Source organism: Ferrovibrio sp. (assembly GCF_965278975.1).
Lineage (GTDB): Bacteria > Pseudomonadota > Alphaproteobacteria > Ferrovibrionales > Ferrovibrionaceae > Ferrovibrio.
In genome coordinates, this window is record NZ_OZ257126.1 from 61,798 (window position 1) to 86,648 (window position 24,851).

Sequence of the window (24,851 nt, forward strand, 5' to 3'; positions counted from 1 at the left end):
TCATGACTGATTTCAATACACGCGCTGATGATGCCAAATCCCTGCTCGGTGATCTGATCGCTGCCGCCCGCAAGGCCGGCGCCGATGCCGCCGATGCCGTCTACCATGAAAGCCGCTCGCTTTCCGCCGGTGTGCGGCTGGGCCAGCCGGAAGACGTGGAAAGCTCGGAGAGCCGCGAAATCGGCCTGCGCGTGCTGATCGGCCAGCGCCAGGCCTGCGTCTCCACCACCGATTTCGGCAAGGAAGCCGTGGCCGCCCTGATCGAGCGCGGCGTGGCAATGGCGAAGCTGGCACCGGAGGACAAATTCTGCGGCCTCGCCGATGCGTCGGAACTGGCCACCAATGCCGTGGACCTTGATCAGCTCGATGGCGTCGAACTCGACATGGCGCAGTTGCTGGACCGCGCCAAGATTTGCGAAGCCGCTGCCCTGGCCGTCAACGGCGTGACCAATTCCGAAGGCGCCTCGGCCTCGCGCAGCCTGGGGCTTACGGCCTATGCCGCCTCCAATGGATTCAGCGGCGCCGGCTTCAGCGGCTCGCACAGCCTCTCGGCTGTCGCCATCGCCGGCAAGGATACCGGCATGGAGCGCGATTACGATTATGGCGCCACGCTGCATTTTGCCGATCTCGCCGCGCCCGAAGTGATCGGCCGCTCGGCCGGCGAGCGCGCCGTGCGCCGGCTCAATCCGCGCAAGATCGAAAGCCAGGCCTTGCCGGTGGTGTACGAGAACCGCGTCGCCAACAGCCTGATCGGCCATCTTTCCGGTGCCATCAATGGCGCGGCGGTGGCGCGCGGCACTTCTTTCCTAAAAGACAAGATGGGCGAGGAAATCTTCGCCCCCGGCCTTGATGTGATCGACGATCCGCTGCGGCCGCGCGGCTTCCGCTCGCGCTGGTTCGACATGGAAGGCGTGGCGCGCCAGCGCCGCAAGCTGATCGACCAGGGCCGCCTCACCACCTGGCTGATGGATTGCGCCACCGCACGCCAGCTTGGCCTCAAGAGCACCGGTCATGCCTCGCGCGGCACGTCCTCGCCGCCTTCGCCCGGCGCCACCAATCTTTATCTCAGCCCCGGCCAACAGAGCGTCGAGGAATTGCTCAGCGGCATCAAGCGCGGGCTCTATGTGATCGAGATGATGGGCTCGTCAATTAACCCGCTCAACGGCGACTACAGCCGGGGCGCCGCCGGCTTCCTGATCGAGAATGGCAAGCTGACCGAACCGGTTTCGGAAATCACCATCGCCGGCAATCTCAAGGAGATGTTCAAGCGCATCACCCCGGCGAGCGACCTGGTATTCCGCTATGGCACCGATGCCCCCACCCTGCTGGTGGAAGGCATGACCATCGCCGGGCGCTGATCATGCGCCATCTGGAGGATCGCCCGCTGCTGCTGGATGCCGTGCGCGAAGCCGGCACGCTGGCGCTGAAGTATTTCCGCGACGGCGTGAAATCCTGGAACAAGCAGCCGAACGATCCGGTTTCGGAAGCCGATATCGCCATCGACAAGCTGCTGCGCGCCCGGCTGGTGGATACCCGGCCCGGCTATGGCTGGCTGTCGGAGGAAAGCGCCTCGGCGGCGGCCGTGGGCGATGCCGCCACCTGGGTGGTGGACCCGATCGACGGCACCCGCGCCTTCATCGCCGGTAAGCCGGAATTCACTGTCAGCGTTGCGCTGATGGCGGAAGGCCAGCCGGTGCTGGCGGCGATCTACAATCCCGCCACCGATGAATTCTATGAAGCCGCCAGCGGCGACGGCGCCAAGCTGAACGGCAAGCCGATCCGCGCCTCCGGCCATGGCGCCCTGGCGGAAGCCCGCCTGCTGGCCAGCCGCCGCACCTTCGACCGCCATGGCTGGCTCGCCCGCACCGGCAAGGCGGAATTCGAGCACCGCAATTCCATCGCCTATCGCATGGCTTTGGTGGCGGCGGGCCGCTTCGATGCGGCGATCAGTCTAAGCGAAAAGAGCGACTGGGATATCGCAGCCGCCGATCTGGTGGTGCGCGAAGCCGGCGGCCGCATCAGCACCGCCGATGGCCTGGCGCTGCGCTATGACGCGCGGCGCCACCGCCATCCCAGCGTGATCGCCACCGGCCCGTGGCTGCATGATGAACTGGTCGACCTGCTCAAGACGCGCAAGCACGACGGCCACGATTAAGCGCTTTTCCTGATCCACACCGCCGTGTCATGGAAGGCGGCACCGCCATTGGGCGGGGCGGCGTCGGCGCCGATCAGCAGGTTGATACCGATACCTTCGATGAAGGTGTGGCTCGGCCAGATGCCTTCCACGATCACCACGCCGGGCTGCACGCCATCGAACAGCTTGGCGTGAATCGCCAGATCGCCGCGCGCATTGCCGAGCCGCACCACATCGCCATCGGCAACGCCCAGCGCGGCGGCATCGCGGCTATGCAGCATCACGCCGGGCCGGCCCTCGCGCTTGGTCGAGGTCGGCGTCTCGGTGAACGTGGAATTGAGGAAATTGCGCGCTGGCGCCGTCACCATGCGGAACGGCGTTTCGGGCGTGGCTTCCTCGATCAGCAAGGCATGATCCGGCAGCTTCGGCAGCTTGTAGCCATCCGGCCCCATCGCCGCCCAGTCCGGCGCGAAGCGGAATTTGCCATCGGGATGGCCGAAGCCATCAAGGAAATGGCTGCTACGGAAATCCGGCTGGCAATCGATCCAGAACTCTCGCTCAAGCGTCTCGACATCGGACCAGCCGGAAGCGGTGAGCGTCCAGTCGGCGATTTCGCGTGCGGTCATATTGAAACCGCGATGCTCGGCACCGAGCCGCTTCGCCAATTCGCAGATTACATAGTGATTCTCACGCGCCTCGCCCGGCGCCTCGACGATCTTCGGCCCAAGCAGAATATGCTGCTGGCCGCCGGCCTGATAGATATCGTCATGCTCGGTGAACATGGTGGCGGGCAGCACGATATCCGCCATCCTGGCGGTATTGGTCATGAACTGCTCATGCACGCAGGTGAACAGGTCCTCGCGCGCGAATCCCTTATGCACCTTGGCCAGTTCCGGCGCCACATCCACCGGGTTGGTATTCTGGATCAGCAAAGCCGTCACCGGCGGGCCGTTCTGCAACGCCTCGGCTTCGCCCATCAGCACCGGGCCGATGCGTGACTGATCCAGCATGCGGATTGCCGGGTCGCGCAGCTCATGGCCCTCGATCAACGACTTGTCCCAATGGAAAATCGCGCCGTTATTGTGGAAAGCGCCGCCGCCTTCAAGCTGCCATGAGCCAGTTACCGCCGCGATGCTAGCCGCCGCATGCATGTTGGAGGAACCATTGCGGCTGCGCGAGAAGCCATAGCCGAGCCGCAGGTAATGCCGCTTGCGTTCGCCCAGCAGATGCGCGAAAGCCTCGATCTCGGCAACACTCAGGCCAGTGATCGCCGCGGCCCAGGCCGGGTCGCGCGATTGCAGATGCGCTTCCAGTTCGGCTGGCACATCAGTATAGCGTGCCAGATACTCGCGGTCGGCAAAGCCATCGCGGAACAGCACATGCATCACCGCACAGGCCAGGGCACCATCGGTGCCGGGCCGCAGCATCAGATGCATGTCGGCCTGTTCAGCAGTTGCATTGCGGTAGGGATCGATCACCACAATCTTGGCGCCACGCTCCTTGCGCGCCCGCACCGCGTGGGTCATCACGTTCACTTGCGTGTGCACCGCATTGGTGCCCCAGATCACCACGCAATCGCTTTTCGCCATCTCGCGCGGATCGGGGCCGCGCAGGTTGCCGGTGCCGGCGATATAGCCGCTCCAGGCCAGCGCAACACAGATGGTGGAATGGAAACCGGAATAGCGCTTGGCGTGGCGCAGGCGGTGAATGCCATCGCGCTGCACCAGCCCCATCGTGCCGGCATAATAATAAGGCCACACGGTTTCGCTGCCGAATTTGCGCTCGGCGGCGAGAAAGGCTTCCGCCGTGCGGTCGAGCGCCTCGGCCCAGGAGATTTCGGTATACTGGTTCGAGCCTTTCGGCCCGGTGCGGCGCAGCGGTTTCAGCAGCCGGTCTGGATGCTGCGCGCGTTCGGCATAGCGCGCCACCTTGGCGCAGATCACGCCCGCCGTGTAGCTGTTGGCCTCGGCACCACGCACGCGGCCGATACGGAACTGATCCAGCTTCTCGATTTCCAGCGCACAGGTCGAGGGGCAATCATGCGGGCAGGCGCTGCGCGCAATGATCGGCTTGGCTGGGGAGAGGGCGTTCATCGGACAGGCTACCTCAGGCGGCTGGGGCCGATATCCGCCTCGGTGAGGCCGAGATCCTGGATATCGCCCGGCAGAGCTTGGCCCAAGGCGAGCGCCCCGGCAACCCGGCTCATGGCACCCGAGGTCTGAATCCCATAGCCGCCCTGCCCGGCCAGCCAGAAAAAGCCCGGCAGCTCGGCATCGAAACCGGCGACGATGGTGCGGTCGGCCACGAAGCTGCGCAGGCCGGCCCATTTGGCAGTAACACGACGTACATTCAGGCTGGTCAGGGTTTCGAAACGGTCGATGGCGATGGCGATATCCATTTCATCCGGCTGGGCGTCGCAGGGTTCGGATGGCGTCTCATCCGCCGGGCTGATCAGCAGGCGGCCGGCATCGGGCTTGAAATAGAGGTCTTCATCGGCATCGATCACCATCGGCCAATGCTGGAAATCGAGGCCCGCCGGCATGTCGGCGGTGAGTGCCGTGCGCCGCATCGGCTCCAGGCCGATGGGCCTGACGCCGGCAAGGGCTGCCACCGCATCGCACCAGGCGCCAGCAGCGTTGATCACCATGTCGGCGCGGAAGCTGCCTTGCGCCGTTTCCACCTGCCAGCCGCCACCGACATAGCCCAGCGCCGTGATGCCGGCATCGCTGATGATGCGCGCGCCGGCCGCCGCCGCGCCGCGCAGAAAGCCGCGATGCAGGGCATGGACATCGATATCCATGGCATGTGGTTCAGCGACAGCACCACCGGATACCATCTCGGGCCGCAATACCGGCACCTGCGCCAGCACAGCAGCGGCATCCAGGCGCTGCACGCTGGGCACCAGCCGGCGCATCTCCTCATAGGCGGCATCAAGCTGGTCAGCCTTGTCCGCCATGCCAACCTGCAACACGCCGCGTGGCGTGAGGATCGGCGTGTCGCTGAAGCCCTGGGGCGGCTGCATCAGGAAATCGCGGCTCGCCACGGTCAGCGCGCGGATCGGCGCGTTGCCGTAGGTTTCCGAAAACAATGCCGCCGAACGGCCAGTGGTGTGATAGCCGGGCTGGCTTTCACGTTCGAGCAGGATGACGCGGCGATGCGGCGCCAGGGCATAGGCAGCGCCGGCACCGGCAATGCCACCACCGATGATGACGATATCGGCTGCTTCGCTGCTCATGCCATCCTCGCGCGTTGCAATGGCGACTCTAGGATTGGAGCCGCCCCTGCTTCAAATAGCGCGGCGCGAAGGTAAAAACGAGCTTCGCATCCGGCTCCAGGTGCTTTCCTTTCCCCGGATACTCCCAGCACGAAAGAATGTGTCGGATCAGGGCCAGCCGCGCCTGTTTCTTGCGATCAGCGCAGATGACATACCAGGGCGCGTGGCGGCTGCTGGTCTTGAGCAGCATGGCATCGCGCGCCTTGGTGTAGTCGTCGTAGCGCCGCAGCGCTACGTCATCAATCGGGCTGGTTTTCCACTGCGCCAGGGGATCCTGGCGCCGTTCGGCCAGCCGCTGCTTCTGCTCTGCCCTGGAAATATCGAGATAGTATTTGCTCAAATGGATGCCGCCGCGCAGCAGCAGCTTCTCGAAATCCGGCACGCTGGTAAGGAATTCCTTGTACTCCGCCTTGGAGCAGAACCCCATGACATGCTCGACACCGGCACGATTATACCAGGAGCGATTGAACAGCACGAATTCACCGGCCGCCGGCAGATGCGCCACCCAACGCTGGAAATACCAGCTCGCCTCGTCGCGCTGGCTCGGCTTGGCCAGCGCCACCACGCGGGTTTCGCGCGGGCTCATATGCTCCACCAGGCGCTTGATGCTGCCATCCTTGCCCGCCGCATCGCGGCCTTCCAGCAGGATCAGCACCTTCTCGCCACGCGCGATCAGGTGGCGCTGCAGCTTCACCAGTTCGATCTGCAGCCGGCGCAGTTCGTCTTCGTAGCCACCCTCGCCCTGCATGAGGCTCAGCCCGGCGGCAGTGGAATGAACTCGGTCTCGCCCGGCACCTTGGCAAAGCGGCCCTCGCGCCAATCCGCCTTGGCCTGCTCGATACGCTCCTTGGAACTGGAAACGAAGTTCCACCACATGAAGCGCGGCGCATCCAGCGGCGCGCCGCCCAGCAGCATCAGGCGGCAGGGTGCCGGTGCCTCGATCACCACATCGCCGCCTTCGCGCAGCACCGCCATGCTGCCTTCCTCGAAAGCCTGGCCGCCGATCACCGCACCGCCGATCGACATATGCACGGCACGTTCGGCATATTCCGGCCGCAGCACGAAACGCGCGCCGACCTCAAGCCGCAGATCGATATAGAACATCGGTGACAGGCATTGCGCCGGCGAGGTGACGCCATCATAGGTGCCGGCGATCAGGCGCCAGGTGACACCCGGCGCGCTGCGTTCCGGCAGGCTGGCTGCCGGATGATGCTGGAAGCTCGGATCAACTTCCTCGGCCTCCAGCGGCAGCGCCACCCAGGCCTGCACGCCATGCAGCGACTGGCCGCTGGAACGCAGTTCGGCGCGGGTGCGTTCGGAATGGGCAATACCGGAACCGGCGGTCATCCAGTTCACATCGCCGGGCCGGATCGGCTGGTGATAGCCGAGCGAGTCACGATGCATGATCTCGCCCTCGAACAGATAGGTGACGGTTGCCAGCCCGATATGCGGATGCGGCCGCACATCCAGGCCATGGCCCGGCTCGAAACGCGCCGGCCCCATATGATCCAGGAACACGAAGGGGCCGATATGACGCCGCTTCATGAAGGGCAGCACGCGCCGCACCATGAAGCCATCGCCCAGATCCTGGCTGCGCGGCTGAATCTGCATTTCGACGAAGGCGTTGGATTCCGTCGCATCGCTCATGGCGGGGCTCCCTGCTGGTTCCCTTCCGGGTAGCCCAGGCGCCCCGCCGGGTCAAGACTGAAGCGTTCAAGCCGGCCCTTGGCCGAAAGCAATAGCGGTGCGGTTGAGCGCGTTCATCAGCCCGATGGCATAAACCAGATCAATGATCTCGGCCCGGCTGAATTGCCGTTCCAGTTCGGCATAGAGCGCCGGATCGGGCCAGCCATCGGCGCAGCGGGTCAGCGCCTCGGCCCAGGCCAGGGCGGCGGCCTCACGGGCATCGAACCAGGCGGTCTCGCGCCAATGCATCAGCGTCGCCAGCTTGCGATTGTCCAGCCCGGCCTTGAGCAGGGCGGTAGTGTGCATATCGATGCAATAGGTGCAGCCATTGATCTGCGAGACGCGCAGGTAAACAAGCTCCACCAGGGTCTTGCCCAGGCTTGAAGCATCCAGCGTCTTGTGGAGCGCCATCAGCGGGCTGCGGTGATCGGCGGGAACTTCGGAAAAAGCGATACGGGGGTGCATGGCACGGGCCTCCAAGGGGGATACACCCTCAAAGACGTCCCTCGCCGTCAGGCTGTGACAGCAGGAAAAGAATTATTTCGGCGGCGGCAGGCGATGGCCGCTCACTTCCTCGCCAGCATTCTTCGGCAATGGCAGCAGGAACAGCACCGAGGCGATGGAAGCCAGACCGACGGTGAGGAAGGCGGGCGTGAAATCACCCGGCACCAGGGCGCGGTCGCCGGCCATCAGGGCGGTGAGATGCAGCACCAGCGCACCGATAGCAACACCGGCACTGAGCGTCACCTGCTGTGCCATGGCGTAGAAGCTGGTGGCGGCACTCATGCGCTCGGTGGGGATATCAGCATAGGCCAGCGTGTTCATGCTGGTGAATTGCAGCGAGCGGAAGAAACCGCCGGCCAGCAGCAGACCCAGCATCATCCAGGCCGGCCAGTCAGGCCGGAAAAAGCCGAGAATGGAGATGAAAAAGCCGCTGACCACGGCATTGGCCAGCAACACGCTGCGGAAGCCGAACAGGCGCAGAATCGGCCCGGCGGTGGCTTTCATCGCCAGCGCGCCGACGGCACTGGCAAAGGTGATCATGCCGGACTGGAAGGCGCTCAAACCGAAGCCGATCTGCAGCATCAGCGGCAGCAGGAAGGGCACGGCGCCAACACCGATGCGGAAGAACAGGCCGGCGGTGATTGAGGTACGGAAGGTCTGCACCTGCAGCAGCCGCAGGTCCAGTACCGGATATTCGGTGCGCCGCGCATGGCGCAGATAGAGCCACAAACCCACGGCGCCGCAGCCGATCAGTACCGGCGGTGCCCAGGCCGGCATCAGGTCGCGGCCAATGGTCTCGAAGCCGAAGACAAGGCCGAGCAGGCTGATACTGGAAAGCAGGAAGCCGCTGCGGTCGAGCGGCGGCACGGCGGCGGCGCGGGTATTGGGAATATAAATGCTGACCAGGATGACGCCGAGAATGCCGAACGGCACGTTGATCCAGAATATCCAGCGCCAGGACAGATAGGTGGTGAGGAAGCCGCCGAGCGGCGGACCGATCACCGGGCCGATCAGCGCCGGCAGGGTGAGGAAGGCCATGGCGCGCACCAGTTCCGCCTTGCTGGTGGAGCGGATCACCAGCAGACGGCCGACCGGCACCATCATGGCGCCGCCCATGCCCTGCAGTACACGGGCGCCAACCAGTTCCCAGAAGGACTGGCTGAGGCCGCACAGGATCGAGCCCAGCGTGAAAACGATAATGGCGGTGCGGAATACCGTGCGGGTGCCGTAGCGGTCGGCCATCCAGCCGCTGATCGGGATGAACACGGCGAGCGCGAAAAGATAGGAGGTGATCGCCAGGTTGAGCTTGAGCGGACTCTCGCCGAAGGCATGGGCGATAGCGGGCAGCGACGTGGCCAGCACCGTGGAGTCGAGATTCTCCATGAACAGCGCGCAGGCGACGATGAGCGGGATAAGCATTGGGAACTCAGGGCTGGCCCCTTGCGAGGGCCTCAGGGGCGGGTACGCCCCAGGGTAAGCAGGACCAGCGGCGACAGCAAGCCGATGGCAGCCAGGGATGTGAAGGCGATGCCCCAGGCCATCGGCTGACCCGGGCCCCCCAGGCCATCCAGGGTGAGGCCGAATACAACCGGACCGAGGAAGGCACCGAGGAATCCGAGCGTGGAATGTACCGCCATGGTGGCACCCCGGCGCTCCGGCTCGGCGGCGGCCACCGCACCGGCGGTCAGCGCCCCGGAATCGGCCATGATCATGAATTTATATACTACCAGCATGGCGCCCAGCAGCCAGGCCGGCCAGGCGCTGGACCAGCCGACCAGGGCGGCAAGACAGGCCGTGATAACGGCAACACCGACGATGGCGCGTACACGGCCCACACGCAACGCCAGTTCATTGCCCAGGATGCTGCCCGGCACGCCGACCAGCACCACGATCATCGCCACCGTGGAGGGCCGCCATAGAGCCTCGGCCCCTGCCGCCTCGCGCGCCGCCAGGAAGGCGACGATCCAGGAGCGCACGGTGAACAGCTCCCAGCAATGCAGCGTATAGCCGAGCACATAGCGCATGGCGTTGCCATTGGCGAAGACCGGGCGGAAATCCAGCACCCGGCGGAACGGCACCGGCACAGCGGGACGCTGCTCGAAAGGCCGGCGCGGCAGGCCGAACAGCACCAGCAGCAGGCCCAACACGGCCAGCAGGCCGGCAGCGATGAAGGCGACCGGCCAGGGGAACAACTCGCCGAGTTCACCGGCCACCAGGAAGGAGCCGGCACTGCCGATGCCGAAAGTGGAGGTATAGAAGGCGACCGAGCGCGACTGCATCGGGCCTTGCACATGATCGGTGAGTAGCACCAGGCCGGGCATATAGGTACCAGCAAGCGCCGCGCCAGCAATGAAGCGAAGCACGGCGGCGCTGACGAAGCCTTCCGCGCAGAGCGCGAAGCCGAGATTGCTGACAACCGCCAGCACCAGCCCCACCAGCATCACCTGGCGCGGATCGCTGCGGTCGGTGAAGGCAACCAGGAACGGCACCGCCAGGGTATAGCCGGCGAAATACAGGCCGTTGATCCAGCCAGCCTCCGCCGCGCTCAACTGCCAGGCGGCACTCAAGGCCGGCTGCAAAGCGGGAAACGCCGAGAAGCCGGCCATGCTCAGCACTTCAGCGGTGCAGAGCATCCAGAGCAGGCGTTGACTGGAGAGATTCCCGGCGGGTTTTGACTCGGACATTACCCGCTATGGGACGGCTTTAACGCCCCCACGTCAAGCCGGCGCGTCAAGCTGCCGCCAGTTCCTCGGCAACGAAATCGAGCCGGTCCTGGCCGAAGAACATCGCCTCGCCGACAAAGAAGACCGGCGCCCCGAACACGCCGCGGGCCACCGCCGCCTCGGTCTCCGATTTGAGCTGCTGCTTCACGGCTTCATCATTCGTCGCCGCCAGCAAAGCCTGCGGGTCGAAGCCGGCCTTGGCCAGCACACCGCCGATCACCTGCGGATCGCCCAGGTTCAGGCCATCCACCCACATCGCCTTGAAGATGGCGTCGCTGTAGGGCAGCAGGCGCCCTTCACGCTGCATCGCCACGGCGCCACGCATCAGCAGCAGCGTGTTGATCGGGAAATGCGGGTTGGTCTTGTAAGGCACGCCGTAGCGTTTGGCGAAACGCTGCAGATCCTGCAGCATCCACACACCCTTGGCCGGCACTTCCACCGGCGAACGGTTGCCGGTGGCCTTGTGCACGCCGCCGAGCAGGATCGGCTTCCACACGATTTCAGCGCCGTGTTTCGCAGCCAGCGCAGGAAGCTGTGTGTAGGCGAGATAGCAGGTCGGGCTGCCGTAATCGAACAGGAATTCCACTTTTTTCACTTTTCCCTCCCATGTCTCTGTTTTCTTAAGATGCCGGCGGCAGATGCCTCAGCTGCTGATTGCGCGGCAGGCCCGGCCCCGGCTCCACCTCTACCTCGCGCGGATCCAGTGGTTCACTACATTCAGAGCAGACCATCACCGCGTCGAAATGATGCTGGCAGGCCTTGTGCCGGTGCAGGGCCGGGCGGCCGCGCGCGCCAGCGCGGTGCTTGTTGCCCCAGGCAACCAGGCCCATGATCACCGGATAGAGGTCGCGGCCGGCTTCCGTCAGCCGGTATTCAAACCGCTCCGGGCGCTGCTGATAGGCGACGCGCTTCAGCACACCTTCCTCGACCAGACCCTTCAGGCGATCCGCCAGCACATGCCGGGTGATGCCGAGACGCTGCTGGAAATCATCGAAGCGGCGCACGCCGAGGAAGCAGTCGCGCAGCACCAGCAGGCTCCAGCGGTCGCCGACCACCGCCACGCAGCGGGCCACCGAACAGGCCTCGCGATCCAGTTCCTGCCAGCGCATGACTCTACCGCAATGCTCCCATGCAAAGATTTAGTTCCTTTTTGGAACTTACCATGCCATGATCGCTGGGAGAAGCGGAAACTGGAGGAAACGACCATGAGCAAATCCGGCAGCGGCAAGGCCGCCCTGGTGATCGGTGCCGGCGATGCCACCGGTGGCGCCATTGCGCGGCGTTTCGCCCGCGAGGGCTACACCGCCTGCGTCACCCGCCGCGAGGCAGCCAAGCTCGAACCCCTGGTGCAACGTATTACCGCCGATGGTGGCACGGCGCGCGCCTTCGGCTCCGATGCCCGCGAGGAGGATCAGGTAGCGGCCCTGTTCGAGACCATCGAACGCGAAGTCGGGCCGCTGGAGGTGGTGGTATTCAATATCGGCGCCAATGTGCGTTTCCCGATCCGCGACATGACCTCCCGAGTCTACCGCAAGGTATGGGAGATGGGCGCCTTCGCCGGCTTCCTGGCCGGGCGCGAGGCAGCGAAATACATGGTGCCGCGCGGCCAGGGCAGCATCCTGTTCACCGGCGCCACCGCCTCGCTGCGCGGCGGCGCGGGCTTCGCTGCCTTTGCCGGTGCCAAGCATGCCCTGCGCGCCCTGGCCCAGAGCATGGCGCGTGAACTGGGGCCGCAGGGCATCCATGTCGGCCATGTGGTGATCGATGGCGCCATCGACACCAAGTTCATCCAGGACATGTTCCCCGAGCGTTACGCGCTGAAGGACAAGGACGGCATCCTGAATCCCGATGCCATCGCCGAAGTCTACTGGCAGATGCATAGCCAGCCGCGCAGCGCCTGGAGTTTCGAGACGGATCTGCGCCCCTGGATCGAAAACTGGTAATGCCGCCCCCCGGACTTATTTGCCGCAGTGCAAAAAGGTTAACTTGACTATCCAGGGCGAAGCTGTCATATCAGCGGCGTCGCTTGCGGGCCTCGCCCCGCGACAATCGGCACCTCTGGCCGCGTGAACGATCCGCAAATGGCTCTCCAGCCTGGATCATCCTGCCGGGCGCCCTTCATCTCCATCACACGACCCAGGTCACGCGGGGCGTTTTCAAACCCCGCTATCCGCTTGTCGCGGAAAGCACGCCGTGCGCCTGTGCGTACGGCTATGTTGCAAGGATTCTGTTTTGACCAGCTTCAATGATCTCGGCCTCGCCGCCCCCCTGTTGCAGGCGCTGGCTACCGGCCCCTACCAGACCCCGACGCCGATCCAGGCCCAGGCCATCCCGCATGTGATGCAGGGCCGCGACCTGCTCGGCATCGCCCAGACCGGCACCGGCAAGACCGCTGCCTTCGCCCTGCCGATCCTGCATCGCCTGATGCAGCCCGGCCCCGATGGCCGCCGCCCCAAAGCACAGCCCAAGACCTGCCGTGCCCTGGTGATGAGCCCGACCCGCGAACTGGCCAGCCAGATCGCCGAGCGTTTCAGCTTCTACGGCCACAAGATGGGTGTCAGCGTCGCCATCGTGTTCGGCGGCGTTTCCGCCGGCCCGCAGATCAAGCAGCTCTCCCACGGCGTCGATGTGCTCGTCGCCACGCCGGGCCGCCTGCTCGACCATACCGGCAGCGGCCATCTGCGCCTCGACCGCACCGAGATCGTGGTGCTGGACGAAGCCGACCAGATGTTCGACATGGGCTTCATCCAGCCGATCCGCCGCATCGTTGCCCAGCTTCCGGCCAAGCGCCAGAGCCTGTTCTTCTCGGCTACCATGCCGGACGATATCGCCAAGCTGGCACATAACTTCCTCAGCGATCCGGTGCGCGTAGCCGTGACGCCGGTGGCAGCTACCGCCGACCGCGTCGAGCAGCGCGTGATCCATATCGAGGGCCCCGCCAAGCGCGCCATCCTGAGCGAACTGCTGAAGGATGACTCGATCTACCGCACGCTGATCTTCACCCGCACCAAGCGCGGCGCCGACCGTGTTGCCAAGCATCTGGAAGTCAGCGGCGTTGAAGCCGCGGCGATCCACGGCAACAAGTCGCAGGGCCAGCGCGAGCGCGCGCTTGCCGGCTTCCGCGAAGGCAAGGTGCGCGCCCTGGTCGCCACCGATATCGCGGCACGCGGCATCGATATCCCGGAAGTGACGCATGTCATCAACTACGAACTGCCGAACATCCCGGAATCCTATGTTCATCGCATCGGCCGCACCGCGCGCGCCGGCCGCGAAGGCATCGCCATCTCGCTCTGCGACCATGAAGAACGCGCCTACCTGCGCGATATCGAGCGCCTGATCCGCCAGAAGATTCCGGCCGAGGACCGCACCGGCACCATCAAGGTGACTGCCGAGGCCGAGGCGCCGCGCGGCCCACGCCAGCAGCATGGCCGTGGTGGCCAAGGCCGCCCGCAGGGCCAAGGCCGGCACCAGGGCCAGGGACGTCCGCAAGGCCAGGCTCGCCCGCAGGGGCAGCGCCAGGATGGTCAGCGTCATGAAGGCCACCGTCAGGACGGGCATCGCCAAGAGGGCCATCGTCCAGAAGGCCAGCGCGCGCATCAAGGGCAGCGCCCGCAGCAGGGTGCCAGCCAGGGCCAGCGCAGCGGTCAGAACTCCAACCAGGGCCGTAGCGGTCAGCACCAGGGTGGCCAGCGCGCCAATGGCGGCCAGCGCTCGGGTCAGCATTCCGGGGGTCAACGTTCCGGCCAGCATCGCGGCGGCCAGCGCGCCTAAGCCACTCCACCAGACTCACGGAAAAGCCCAGGTTCATCCTGGGCTTTTTCTTGCCCGCTGCCCGCTGCCTTGCTAAGCAACAGATATGCCTGAAGCCAATAGTGTGAAAATCGTCACCAGCGCCGCCAACGCGACGATCAAGCTGGTGCGCGCGCTGGATGACAAGAAGCACCGGCGCGAAACCGGCCTCTATGTCGCCGAGGGCCTGCGCACGGCGCTCACCGCCGAGGAACAGGGCATCTACCCGGAAACCCTGATCTTCAGCACCGAGCTGAAGGATCATCCGAAGCTGAAGGAATATACCGCGCGCTGCCTGGCACGCGGCATCGACTGTATCGAGGCCGGCAACCAGGCGATGGAAAAGATCGCCCGGCGCGATAATCCCCAAGGCGTGATCGGCATCTACCGCATCGGCTGGCAGCGGCTGGAGGATTTCGCGCCCCAGCCGCAATCCTGCCTGATCGCGCTGCAGATGATCCGCGACCCCGGCAATCTCGGCACCATCATGCGCACCGCCGATGCGGTGGGCGCCGAAGGCATCGTGCTGATCGACGATTGCTGCGATCCGTTTTCAATCGAGGCGGTGCGCGCCTCCATGGGCTCGATCTTCGCCATGAAGCTGGCCCGCGCCCGCTTCGCCGATTTCAATGCCTGGCGGCGCAAGCAGGGCGGCATGCTGGTCGGCACCTCGCTGCGCGCGTCCGAAGACTACCGCAAGGTGGATTACAAAGGCCCGGTTTTCCTGCTGATGGGCAATGAGCAGGCCGGCCTGCCGGCGGAATACGAGGATGCCTGCGATGCCCGCGTGCGCATCCCGATGCGCGGCAGCGCGGATTCGCTCAACGTGGCGGTCGCCACCGCCATCGTGCTCTACGAGATCAACAGAAAGAGCCTTTAGGGCGTCCAGCGCGCATGCAGGGCGGTGGAAACCAGTCGGTTGCCGGATTCCTCGCGCAGCGTGATTTCGCCGCATTCGATACGGCCCTTGCCGATATGCTCTTCCAGCAGCGCATGCAGCGAGAACGGCGAAAGCCGCGCCGCATAAGCCGTGAGAATGACGAAAAGCGGCTTGTCGGAAAGCACAGCCTTGCACTCGCTCAGCAGCAGCGGCAGATGCTCGAATACCTTCCAGATTTCACCCTTGGGGCCACGGCCGAATTTCGGCGGATCCAGGATGATGCCTTCATAATGGCTGCCGCGCCGCGCCTCGCGGGCGATGAACTTGCGCGCATCATCGAGAATCCAGCGGATCGGTGCCTGGATCAGGCCGGCCAACTCCTGGTTCTCACGCGCATAGGTGATGGCCTTCTTCGAGGCATCGACATGGGTGACCTTGGCACCAGCACGCGCCGCCATCAGCGAGATCACGCCGGTATAGCCGAACAGGTTCAGCACGCGCGGCGCATTGCCCGCTTTAGAAACGCAATTCTCCACCCAGTCCCATTGCGTCATCTGCTCCGGGAAGAAACCGAGATGGCGGAAGGGCGTGAAGCGGCCATAGAAGCGCAGGTCGCGGTAGCTCACCGGCCAGGTTTCCGGCAGGTCGCGGCGGAAGCGCCAGTTGCCGGCATCCTCCTCACTTTTCTCGTTCGGCCCGAAACTGGCATCGGCCTTGTCCCATTCCGCCTCAGGCAATTTCGGCGACCACATCGCCTGCGGCTCCGGGCGGATGACGCGGACGCGGCCGAGCTGCTCCAGCCGGCGGCCATGGCCGCTATCCAGCAGGCGGTAATCCGGCCAGCCATCGGCAATCAGCGTCGTGGGAATGGGATCGGTCTGCGGCAAGGGCGGTCTCCGGGTCGGTCTGCCCTATCTATCAAGCCAGCCCCCCATCATCAAGCTGGCCCCCTATCCATTAAACCGCCCCCGGGGCCCGCAAGGTGCCGGCCAGATCGCCGATACGCTGGCAGGCAGCAGCGAACACCACCACATCGGCGCTGAAACTCAGCATCGACACGCCCAGGCCGAGCAATTGCTTGGCATATTCGGGATCGACGGAGCTGCCCATGGTGGTCAGCACATGCTTGCCCTGGCGCCGGGCAGCCTCCAGCAGCCGCTCCAGCGCCGCGCGCAGCACCGGGTGGCGGAAATCAGTGCCATCCAGCCCCAGCGAGGCAGCCAGGTCGAAAGGCCCCAGGAACAGCACATCGGCGCCATCGATGGCACAGATTTCCTCGGCCTGTTCCAGCCCGGCACGGTCCTCGATCAGCGGCACCACCAAGGCGCGCTGATTCTGCTGGCGCTGATACGCCCCCCAGTCGCGCGGCAGGTAGCCGCCGGCACGCACTGCCGGACAGGCACCGCGCACCCCTTCCGGCGCATAGCGCGCGGCCTGCACTGCCGCCCGCGTGCGCTCGGCGGTCGCCATCGGCAGCACGATGCCATCGGCACCGAGATCGAGCACACGGCCAATCAGGCCGGCATCCAGATCCGGCACCCGCACCAGCGGCGAAAGACCACCCGCATCGGCGGCGCGCAGCAGATGCGCCACGGTCTCAAGCCCGGTCGGGCAATGCTCCATGTCGATGGTGACGAAATCCAGCCCACCGGCGGCCATGATCTCGATCAGCACCGGGCTGGCGGAAAAGCAGGCCATGCCGGTGAGCGCGGCCCCCGCCTGCAACTTGTCGCGTAGATGCCGTTTCATGCCGCACGCCTCTCCTGGCTTAAAGGTTTGAGGAAATCCCGCATATCGGCGCAAGCCTCGATAGTGCCGCAGGCCTGCATCAGCCGCGCCGCCTGTGCCGCACCCAGCGTCGCTGCCGCCACGGCATCAGCCCGCGCCAGCACCTGGGCTGGACCGAAGACCGGAATGTCATCCACGCTGGCCCCGATCCGCCGGCCATCATCCAGCGTGATATCGACACGCGCCGATTGCCGCGCCGGAAATGCCGCCGTCATCGCCGCATCCTCATGCAGCGTCATCACGCCACAGAGCCGCTGGATTGCCGTATCGTCTATCGCCAGATAATTGGCATCCGCCAGCGTGCCACGCACCAGCACAGCAGCCACACTATGCTGCAGGCTCATGCGCGCCGCCTGGATATCGGCCAGCGGCCCTGGATTGTCGCAACCGGGAAAGCGCAAGGCGGTGTGGAAACTGGTGACGGACACGGCACGGATGCGGGCTGCATCCACAGTATTTTCCGTGACCAGCTTCAACGCGGCATAGGCCGAAGCCTGCACAAAGACGCAGGCCGGCACCGGCTTGAAGTCGATGGCCTCGATTTCCCAGGTTGGCTCCCGGCGGCTGAGCAACTCTTCCACCCGCTCGCGGCCACCGAAGGCCATCAGCAAGCCGCCCTCGCCTTCAAGAATGGCTTCTGAAGCCGTGCAGCCGGCTTCCGCCAACAAGGCAGCATGCACCACAGCGCGAGCTGCCTGGGCGGCATGGTAGATCAGGTCCAGCCCGCCGCTATGCGCCCATTGCATCAGGCCGCCTGCTGCATTGGCTGCCAGCGCCACCGCCTGGATGGCACGGTCCGTATCCAGTTTCAGCAGATGCGCGGCGGCAATCGCGCCGCCCACACTGCCGATCACCGGCGTGGTGCGGAACCGCTTGCGGAAATCGTCATCGACCATGATGCGGCCAAGCCGGCCCATCGCCTGATAGCCGGCCAGGGCGGCATCAAGTAGGTCGGCGCCGCTTGATCCGCGCTGCGCCGCCAAGGCCAGCAGCACCGGAAACAGCACGGCGCCGGGATGCGAGTTGGTTGGCGGATGGGTGTCGGTACGCGAGGAAGATGACGCCAGCACCGCATTGGCGAAAGCCGCTTCCGCAGGCGCCAGCACAAACCCCTGCCCCAGCACCGGACTGCCATTGCCCACCGGCCAGGGGCTGAGTGCCGCCAGCGTCTGCCGGGCCCAGGGCATGGCAGCACCGGCCAGCACGCAGCCGACATGATCGGCCAGGCAGAGTTTCAGTTTGTCCAGCAGCGCCGGATCATGCCGCGCCGAGATCGCCAGCGATTGCGCGACGAACCGGCGCGTCAGGCTCATCAGGCGGCGTTGCTCTGCACGATATAGCCGGAAGCCTCGCCGAGCAGCGTCGTACGATAGAGCTTGCGCGGCACGTTGATGTCGTAATCGTCCAGCGCCAGATGCATGGCGCAGCGATTGTCCCAGGCGATCATGTCATGCACCTGCCAGCGATGGCGGTAGGTGAATTCCGGCCGCACCGAATGGCGGAACAGGTATTCCAGGATCGGGCGCGCTTCTTCATCGGACATGCCGACGATGCCGGTGGTGGTCATCTCGCTGACATAGAGCGCCTTGCGGCCGGTTTCGGGATGCACCCGCACCACCGGCTGCGCCACCGGCGGATTGCGCTTGCGCACTTCCGAAAGGTCGCGGCCCTGGGAGGCCTTGGCCACCGTCATGTCGTGAATACCCCAGAGATCATCGATGATCTCCTTCATCTTTTCCGACAGCGTGTCGTAAGCCAGATACATGTTGGCGAACATGGTGTCGCCGCCAACCGGCGGAATCACCTCGCAGCGCAGCAGCGAAGCCCGCGCCGGGCGCAGCGTGGTGGAAAGATCGGAATGCCACTGGCGGCCCACCGGCTGCTTGCGGCCATCAATCTCCTGGTTGGTCACCGGCAGGATCTCGTGATACTGCGGATCGCGGAATTTCGGGATCGCATCATGGTCGTCCAGATCGCCGAAGCGGCGGCTGAATTCGATATGCTGCTCATGGGTCAGTTGCTGGCCACGGAACAGCAGGATCAGATGATCGCGCCAGGCCTGCTTGATCGCCTCCATATCGGCATCGCTCACCCGCCGGGTAAGATCGACACCGGCAATCTCCGCGCCGATACCAGCCGCCAGCCGCTTGATCTCTATTGCCATGTTTTTCTCCCTTACTCCGCTGCTTCCTGAAGCAACCGGCCACAATCCTCACCCATCATCGATGTACGCAGCAATTCGCGTGGCTCGCCGATGGCATAATCCGCCAACGCCATGTGGATGGTGGCGCGGTTGTCCCACATCAGCACATCATCCACCCGCCAGCGCTGGCGCATGGTGAAGGGTTCCTGCACCGAATGATCGAACAGGAAACGCAGCAGACCGCTGCTTTCCTCCTCGCTCATGCCAACGAAGCGTGGGCACATCCATTCGCTGATATACAATGCCTTGCGGCCGGTCTCCGGGTGTACCCGCACCGCCGGCTGCGCCACCGGCGGATTGCGCCGCCGCGCACCCTCGCGCGCCTCATGGCTGGCATTGCGCAAGGAACGGCCATTGCTCAGGTCATGCACCACTTCCAGCTTCTCAAGCATCCGCTGCATCGCCGGCGAGAGTTCGTCATAAGCCATGTACATATTGGCGAACAGTGTGTCGCCGCCAACGCTCGGCAGCTTGCGGCAATACAGGCAGGAACCAAGCGAGGGCCGCGTGGTGTAGGAGAGATCGGAATGCCATTGCTGGCCGAACACGATGCGGCGGCCGCCCACTTCGCTGGCCTTCACCACCAGCAACTCGGTGTGATCCGGGTGGCGCAGTTCCGGCTGGTAGCTCTCATGGGTTTCAAGCGGCGCGAAAGCGGCGCTGAAATCGATCAGTTGTTGCGGCGTCAGGGTCTGGCCGCGAAACAGCAGCACCAGATACTTCAACCAAGCCTGGCGCAACTCCCCAAGCGTGGCGGTATCCAGCGGCTGTGCCAGATCAATGCCCACGATTTCGGCCCCGAGGCCGGCCGCGATTGGTTTTATGTGCATGATTCCCGCCCTAGTCAGTCACTTCAGCGCCTAGTCCGTGTCCCAGGCCTTTTCCGGCAGCGGCAATCCGGCCAGGTCGGCCTGGGTCAATGGCTGGTCCGGTGTGATGCCGAAACTTTCCACCATCACGATCAGTTGCCGCGTGTGCTGCGCCGAATGCCAGGTGGTACGTTCCAGCACTTCATGCAGGGTCTGTTCGCCGTAATAGGTCGGCACCATGACGCTGAAATCGCGGCCGCTATTCTCCTGCCACCACGCCGCCAAGCGGGCGCGGATGCCATCGCCATAGCCGACCACGTCATCGCCCGGCTTCACCTCGTAGGTACCGCGCATGGTCATCTCATAGGTCAGTTCACAGGGCGTTTCGACCGCTTCGAGATAGGCTTCGGCGATGCGGAAGACATGATGCCCGATGCCGCGTGGCGGCGCCCAGCTATTGCGGAACGGGCCGTCGAGCTGTTCCGCCGACATCTGCCGCATGTAGCGTGCGGCGGCGGCCAGCACGATATCGGCGCGGCGGATCAACTCCGCTGGCGCCAGCTTCTGCTCGGCTTCGCCATCCAGGCCAAGGAAAGCCTTCAGGTCTTCCAGCGACTGGGCATAGATGAAGCGGTCGCCGCGCGCCACGATCGGCACGCTGCTGGCGCCGATGGCCTGCAGCTTGGCCATGCCTTGCGGATCGGTGCGCACATTGACCGATTCAAACGGGATGCCCTGGCGCTTGAGATACTCCTTGGTGCGCAGGCAGCTGGTGCAGCCCGGCGCCCAGAAAACCTGATACGGTGCTTCGGTGACGGCGGCGGTCTGCATGAGGCTTACTCCCTTAGACGTTTGGTGTCTGCGTGCTGTCGGCCCAGAACAGCAGGCGGCGCTGCAGCCAATGCATGATCAGATGCAGACTGACGCCCATGGCCGAAAGGCAGGCCAGGGCTGCGAAAACACCCGCTGTATCGAGGTTGAAATTCTTCTGCACGATCAGGTTGCCGAGGCCGTGCTTGGAACCGACGAATTCGCCGACGATGGCGCCGAGAATGGCGAAGATCACCGCGACATTGAGGCCGGCGAAGATCATCGGCGCGGCACTCGGTAGCCGCACCATGCGGAAAATCTGCCAGGGCGTGGCGTTCAGCGAGCGCATCAGGTCAATGCGCTGCTGATCGGTGGAGCGTAGGCCGGCGATTACGTTCACCAGAATCGGGAAGAACGCCACCGTGGCGGCGATGATGATCTTGGAGGCGATGCCAAAACCGAACCAGATGATGAAAAGCGGTGCGATCGCCACCTTCGGCGTGGTCTGGATGGTGATCAGATACGGATAGAGCGTCTTTTCCACCGTGCGCGATTGCGCGATCAGCGTACCCAGCGCCAGGCCAAGCATGGTGGCGATGGCGAAACCGGCCATCGCTTCGCCCAGTGTGGTCAGGCTGTTGCTGATATAGGTGCCGTCCTTCAGGCCATTGATCAGCGCCTTGACGATGGCCGAGGGCGCCGGAACGATGTATTCCGCCACCTTGCCCCAATGGATGCCCAGTTCCCAGCTGCCCACCACCAGGACGAAAACACCCGGAACCAGATAGCGCTCGGGCCGCTTCTGCGGCTGTTCAGTCATGTCGCTCATTCGATGCCTCCGCGCGCGTTGAATTGCTGCCGGATACGCTTGGTATGGATACCGAAACGCTCGGTGGTCATGATGTCGAGGTCGCGATCCTCGGGCAGATTGGTTTCGACCAGATCGGCGATGGTGCCGGGGCGCTGCGACATCACCACCACGCGGCCCCCAAGGAAAACGGCTTCCGGGATCGAGTGGGTGACGAACAGGATGGTCTTGCGCGATTCCCGCCAGATGCGCAGCAATTCGAGATTCATCGTTTCGCGCGTCATGGCATCCAGCGCACCAAAAGGCTCATCCATCAGCAGCAGGGCCGGATCGTGCAACAGGGCGCGAGCGATGGCGACGCGCTGCTGCATGCCGCCAGAAAGCTCGTTCGGATACTTGCCCGCGAAACCGGCGAGATCGACCATAGCCAGCAGCTCATGGCCGCGCTTCTCCGCCGCCTTCATATCGAGACCCAACACTTCCGCCGGCAGCAGCACATTCTGCAGCACAGTCTTCCACGGCAGCAGCACCGGACTCTGGAACACCACGCCGATATCCTTCTGCGGCCCGTTCATCGGCCGGCCACGGAAGGTGATATCGCCGCTCGAACGGTTCATCAGGCCAGCCAGCAATTTAAGCAAGGTAGATTTGCCGCAGCCCGACGGGCCGACGATGCAGATCAGCTCGCCTTCACGGATATCGAGGGAAAGCGGCCCCAGCGCGCCGATACGCTCGCCGGAATGGGTCGCGTAGACCTTGGTTACATCGCGGATACTGATCATGCCGGCTGCTCTTTCACCAAACGCTGCACATAATTGAGTCCGCCGCCGGAAGCGACGATGTCCTGCAGGAACGGGGCAAGCGGCTCCACTGCAAAGTCGCGGCCCGTGGTCGCGTTGCGCAGCTTGCCCTGGCTGTAGTTGATTTCCAGGCGGTCGCCGTCGTTGACGCCGCCATAGAGCACATCATCGGCAGTCAGCATCGGGATGCCCATGAACACCGCAAGGCGGAAGCCGCCGCGCGGCATCGAGCGCGCAATCAGCCCCAGGCCCATCGCCTGCATCGCCAGGAACGGATGGCTGTGCACGCTGCCATGGGCGAAATTGCGCCCTGCCACGATGCAATCGCCCGGCTGCACTTCGCGCACCAGTTCGGGCCGCAATTCCTCCAGCAGATGCTGGCGCAGAATCTGCGGATCGAATTCGAAGGCAAGATGCGAGCCGATCAACTGGTCGCTCGACACTTCGTCGGGCAATTTCCAGCAGCGTCCGCTACGGATGATGCTCATCGCACGCCTCCTTCACGCCCAAACGCGGCACGCGGATCGGCGATATGCCCAGCCACCGCAGATGCCGCCACCGTGAGCGCGCTGCCCAGGTAGATGAATGCTTCCTTGCTGCCCATGCGGCCAGGATCGTTGCGCGTGCTGGTGGAGATGCGCGCTTCGCCCGGCGCCAGTTGCGCCAGGCCGCCAAAACAGGGACCGCAGGTCGGCGGTGCCACTTGCGCACCGGCCTCCAGGAGCGTGTCCAGCAGACCCTCCGTCATCGCCTGGCGATAGACATTGCGTGTGGCCGGGATCACCAGCATCTGTACGCCGGCATGGACTTTGCGGGATTTGAGGAAATCCGCGACGATGCGCAATTCGGCGATGCTGCCGGAAACGCAGGAGCCGATATAGGCATGCTGGATCGGCACCGGGCCGAGTTCGGTAACAGTCTGCACATCCAGCGGCGACGGCGGCACCGAAACCTGGGGTTCCAACTGCGCCAGATCGATGCGGATTTCATCGGCGAAAACCGCATCGGCATCCGAAGTAACCGCCTCGGCATCGGCCATGCCGATGTCGCGCAGATATTGCAGCGCCACCTCATCCGCCGGCACCACGCCGGTAACACCGCCCAGATCAACGCAAAGCCCACAGAGCGTCATGCGCTCGCGCACGCTGAGCGAAGCAATGCCGGGGCCGGTGAATTCGATCACCTTGTCATGGGCGCGCTCGGCGCCAAGCTGGCGGAATACCTGCAGGATGATATCGCGCGCGGCAAGGCCAGGGCTTAGGCGGCCTTCCAGCACCACGCGCACGCTGGCCGGCACCGGCAGCCAGATACGGCCCAAAGCCAGGATCATGGTGAGTTCAAAGCCGAACGGCATCGAGAGTGCGCCAACACCGCCCAGGCCCGGAGCATGGGAATCGGCACCGGCGCAGAACATGCCCGGGCGCACCAGGCCCTGCTCCACCACCAGCGGATGGGTGATGCCATCGCCATCGAAGAAATGCCCGACCTTGAATTCTTCCGCCAAGCGGCGCGTAAGCCGGTTGCGCTCGGCGCCATCGCGGCTATGCACCGGCACTTCATGGTCGATGGCGACAACGACGCGCTCCGGGTAGCGGAAGCTATGCACGCCGATGCTGTCGAGCCGCTTCACATAGGCCGGAAACGACACTTCAGGCGTGGTGACGAGATCCGGATCGGCCCAGATCACTTCGCCCACATCCACCTGTTCGCGCCCTGAGGCGCGGGCCAGGATTTTCTGTGCCGCGGTTGCGCCAGCCATCAGGTCCCCGCCACCAATGCCGTTTCCTCCTCACCGGCCGCCGGCGTGCCCACCAGGGCGCCAATCTCGCGGAAGGGTGTCATGTTCGGAATATGCTGCGCCGTATTGCCGGTGGTGCGCAGATCACGCAGCACGGTGCGTTGCGCGGCCACGCTGGCCATGATCAGCGACAGCGGATAGAGCGAACCGGCAAAGCCGAATTCGCCGAGCTGTTTCGCATCGTACATCGGGCGCACGGTCTCGGCAGCAACATAGAGTACTGGCTTCGACACGCTGGTAGCCACGGCACGAAGCTGCTCCGGGGTTTCCAGCGACGGCACCATGATGGCATCGGCGCCGGCCTCGGCCATGGCTTTGCAACGGCGGATGGTTTCATCCAGACCGGCCACGGTCACCGCATCGGTGCGGCCAACGATGACGAAATCCTCGCCGCGCCGCGCCCGCTTGGCGATGATGATGCGGGCGCACATCTCTTCCACCGGCACCAGTTCCTTGCCGGCGAGGGCGCCGCATTTCTTCGGCGTTTTCTGGTCTTCCAGATGCAGGCCACCGACACCGCCCTGCTCCAGGCGGCGCACGGTCTCGGCAATATTCAACGGCCCGCCATAGCCGGTATCGGCATCCACCAGCAGCGGCACCGACACCGCCTCGGCAATCTGGATGGAACGCGCCACCACATCGGTCATGGTCAGGATGCCGAGATCGGGGCGGCCATAGCTGGCCGCCACCGAAAAGCCGGACATGTAGACCGCCTCGAAACCGGCATCCTCGATCAGCCTGGCGCCGAGAGCGTCATGGCAGCCGGGGATCAGTGCCATCGAGCGGGATTCCAGCAGCCGCTTCAAGCGGCTGCCGGCTGAACCGGATGCAGTGGCGCGGCTCAT

The 24,851-nt window shown here is 64.7% G+C and carries 25 protein-coding genes; 5 read left to right on the forward strand and 20 right to left on the reverse strand.

Annotated elements, in window-relative coordinates:
- The first annotated feature begins 2 nt into the window (after window positions 1–2).
- Window positions 3–1,358 carry a TldD/PmbA family protein gene (locus ACQY7X_RS00305; protein WP_428247839.1) on the forward strand — a complete coding sequence of 452 codons (1,356 nt, stop codon included), beginning with the start codon at window positions 3–5 and terminating at the stop codon, window positions 1,356–1,358.
- A gap of 2 nt (window positions 1,359–1,360) precedes the next feature.
- On the forward strand, window positions 1,361–2,155 hold the full coding sequence (locus ACQY7X_RS00310) for an inositol monophosphatase family protein (protein ID WP_428247840.1): 795 nt from the start codon (window positions 1,361–1,363) through the stop codon (window positions 2,153–2,155).
- Here ACQY7X_RS00310 and ACQY7X_RS00315 read toward each other — a convergent pair.
- The 9 genes from ACQY7X_RS00315 to ACQY7X_RS00355 form a co-directional block, all read right to left on the reverse strand.
- A complete protein-coding gene (locus tag ACQY7X_RS00315) occupies window positions 2,152–4,227 on the reverse strand; it encodes a molybdopterin oxidoreductase family protein (protein ID WP_428247841.1) in 2,076 nt (691 codons plus the stop codon). The two genes, ACQY7X_RS00310 and ACQY7X_RS00315, sit on opposite strands and share 4 nt — an antisense overlap.
- Window positions 4,228–4,235: 8 nt before the next feature.
- Entirely contained in the window at window positions 4,236–5,369 is a 1,134-nt protein-coding gene (locus tag ACQY7X_RS00320; RefSeq protein ID WP_428247842.1) for an NAD(P)/FAD-dependent oxidoreductase, read from the reverse strand.
- Between the two features lie 28 nt (window positions 5,370–5,397).
- Complete coding sequence (gene ppk2, locus ACQY7X_RS00325; protein WP_428247843.1) at window positions 5,398–6,156, reverse strand: polyphosphate kinase 2; 759 nt, start codon at window positions 6,154–6,156, stop codon at window positions 5,398–5,400.
- A gap of 5 nt (window positions 6,157–6,161) precedes the next feature.
- Entirely contained in the window at window positions 6,162–7,055 is an 894-nt protein-coding gene (locus ACQY7X_RS00330) for a pirin family protein (protein WP_428247844.1), read from the reverse strand.
- 66 nt (window positions 7,056–7,121) lie between these two features.
- Entirely contained in the window at window positions 7,122–7,559 is a 438-nt protein-coding gene (locus tag ACQY7X_RS00335) for a carboxymuconolactone decarboxylase family protein (RefSeq protein ID WP_428247845.1), read from the reverse strand.
- Between the two features lie 72 nt (window positions 7,560–7,631).
- Complete coding sequence (locus ACQY7X_RS00340) at window positions 7,632–9,017, reverse strand: MFS transporter (RefSeq protein ID WP_428247846.1); 1,386 nt, start codon at window positions 9,015–9,017, stop codon at window positions 7,632–7,634.
- Between the two features lie 32 nt (window positions 9,018–9,049).
- Window positions 9,050–10,282 carry an MFS transporter gene (locus ACQY7X_RS00345; protein WP_428247847.1) on the reverse strand — a complete coding sequence of 411 codons (1,233 nt, stop codon included), beginning with the start codon at window positions 10,280–10,282 and terminating at the stop codon, window positions 9,050–9,052.
- Between the two features lie 46 nt (window positions 10,283–10,328).
- A complete protein-coding gene (locus tag ACQY7X_RS00350; RefSeq protein WP_428247848.1) occupies window positions 10,329–10,916 on the reverse strand; it encodes a 2-hydroxychromene-2-carboxylate isomerase in 588 nt (195 codons plus the stop codon).
- 25 nt (window positions 10,917–10,941) lie between these two features.
- Window positions 10,942–11,430 carry a winged helix-turn-helix transcriptional regulator gene (locus ACQY7X_RS00355; RefSeq protein ID WP_428247849.1) on the reverse strand — a complete coding sequence of 163 codons (489 nt, stop codon included), beginning with the start codon at window positions 11,428–11,430 and terminating at the stop codon, window positions 10,942–10,944.
- Between the two features lie 96 nt (window positions 11,431–11,526).
- On the opposite strand from ACQY7X_RS00355, the gene ACQY7X_RS00360 reads away from it, so the two are divergent.
- The 3 genes from ACQY7X_RS00360 to ACQY7X_RS00370 all read left to right on the forward strand — a co-directional run bounded on the left by ACQY7X_RS00360 (window position 11,527) and on the right by ACQY7X_RS00370 (window position 14,990).
- Entirely contained in the window at window positions 11,527–12,264 is a 738-nt protein-coding gene (locus ACQY7X_RS00360; RefSeq protein WP_428247850.1) for an SDR family oxidoreductase, read from the forward strand.
- Between the two features lie 289 nt (window positions 12,265–12,553).
- The gene (locus ACQY7X_RS00365) at window positions 12,554–14,092 is read left to right on the forward strand and encodes a DEAD/DEAH box helicase (RefSeq protein WP_428247851.1); all 1,539 of its coding nucleotides are present in this window, start codon (window positions 12,554–12,556) and stop codon (window positions 14,090–14,092) included.
- A gap of 85 nt (window positions 14,093–14,177) precedes the next feature.
- A complete protein-coding gene (locus tag ACQY7X_RS00370; protein WP_428247852.1) occupies window positions 14,178–14,990 on the forward strand; it encodes a TrmH family RNA methyltransferase in 813 nt (270 codons plus the stop codon).
- Here ACQY7X_RS00370 and ACQY7X_RS00375 read toward each other — a convergent pair.
- From ACQY7X_RS00375 to ACQY7X_RS00425, 11 genes are all read right to left on the reverse strand, one after another.
- Entirely contained in the window at window positions 14,987–15,877 is an 891-nt protein-coding gene (locus ACQY7X_RS00375) for a class I SAM-dependent methyltransferase (RefSeq protein ID WP_428247853.1), read from the reverse strand. The two genes, ACQY7X_RS00370 and ACQY7X_RS00375, sit on opposite strands and share 4 nt — an antisense overlap.
- A gap of 70 nt (window positions 15,878–15,947) precedes the next feature.
- The gene (locus tag ACQY7X_RS00380) at window positions 15,948–16,739 is read right to left on the reverse strand and encodes an HpcH/HpaI aldolase family protein (protein ID WP_428247854.1); all 792 of its coding nucleotides are present in this window, start codon (window positions 16,737–16,739) and stop codon (window positions 15,948–15,950) included.
- Window positions 16,736–18,091 carry an MmgE/PrpD family protein gene (locus ACQY7X_RS00385; RefSeq protein ID WP_428247855.1) on the reverse strand — a complete coding sequence of 452 codons (1,356 nt, stop codon included), beginning with the start codon at window positions 18,089–18,091 and terminating at the stop codon, window positions 16,736–16,738. Before ACQY7X_RS00385 ends, ACQY7X_RS00380 begins: the two co-directional genes overlap by 4 nt.
- Window positions 18,091–18,942, reverse strand: a complete 852-nt coding sequence (locus ACQY7X_RS00390) for a TauD/TfdA dioxygenase family protein (RefSeq protein ID WP_428247856.1) — start codon at window positions 18,940–18,942, stop codon at window positions 18,091–18,093. Before ACQY7X_RS00390 ends, ACQY7X_RS00385 begins: the two co-directional genes overlap by 1 nt.
- A gap of 11 nt (window positions 18,943–18,953) precedes the next feature.
- The gene (locus ACQY7X_RS00395; protein ID WP_428247857.1) at window positions 18,954–19,811 is read right to left on the reverse strand and encodes a TauD/TfdA dioxygenase family protein; all 858 of its coding nucleotides are present in this window, start codon (window positions 19,809–19,811) and stop codon (window positions 18,954–18,956) included.
- A 30-nt stretch (window positions 19,812–19,841) separates the two neighbouring features.
- Complete coding sequence (locus ACQY7X_RS00400; RefSeq protein ID WP_428247858.1) at window positions 19,842–20,621, reverse strand: glutaredoxin domain-containing protein; 780 nt, start codon at window positions 20,619–20,621, stop codon at window positions 19,842–19,844.
- A gap of 13 nt (window positions 20,622–20,634) precedes the next feature.
- The gene (locus ACQY7X_RS00405) at window positions 20,635–21,429 is read right to left on the reverse strand and encodes an ABC transporter permease (RefSeq protein ID WP_428247859.1); all 795 of its coding nucleotides are present in this window, start codon (window positions 21,427–21,429) and stop codon (window positions 20,635–20,637) included.
- The gene (locus tag ACQY7X_RS00410) at window positions 21,426–22,190 is read right to left on the reverse strand and encodes an ABC transporter ATP-binding protein (RefSeq protein WP_428247860.1); all 765 of its coding nucleotides are present in this window, start codon (window positions 22,188–22,190) and stop codon (window positions 21,426–21,428) included. The genes ACQY7X_RS00405 and ACQY7X_RS00410 overlap by 4 nt, the downstream gene beginning before the upstream one ends.
- The gene (locus tag ACQY7X_RS00415) at window positions 22,187–22,696 is read right to left on the reverse strand and encodes a hypothetical protein (protein WP_428247861.1); all 510 of its coding nucleotides are present in this window, start codon (window positions 22,694–22,696) and stop codon (window positions 22,187–22,189) included. The genes ACQY7X_RS00410 and ACQY7X_RS00415 overlap by 4 nt, the downstream gene beginning before the upstream one ends.
- Window positions 22,693–23,967, reverse strand: coding sequence for a 3-isopropylmalate dehydratase large subunit (locus ACQY7X_RS00420; RefSeq protein WP_428247862.1), 1,275 nt, complete (start codon window positions 23,965–23,967; stop codon window positions 22,693–22,695). Before ACQY7X_RS00420 ends, ACQY7X_RS00415 begins: the two co-directional genes overlap by 4 nt.
- Window positions 23,967–24,851 carry an isocitrate lyase/PEP mutase family protein gene (locus ACQY7X_RS00425; RefSeq protein WP_428247863.1) on the reverse strand — a complete coding sequence of 295 codons (885 nt, stop codon included), beginning with the start codon at window positions 24,849–24,851 and terminating at the stop codon, window positions 23,967–23,969. The genes ACQY7X_RS00420 and ACQY7X_RS00425 overlap by 1 nt, the downstream gene beginning before the upstream one ends.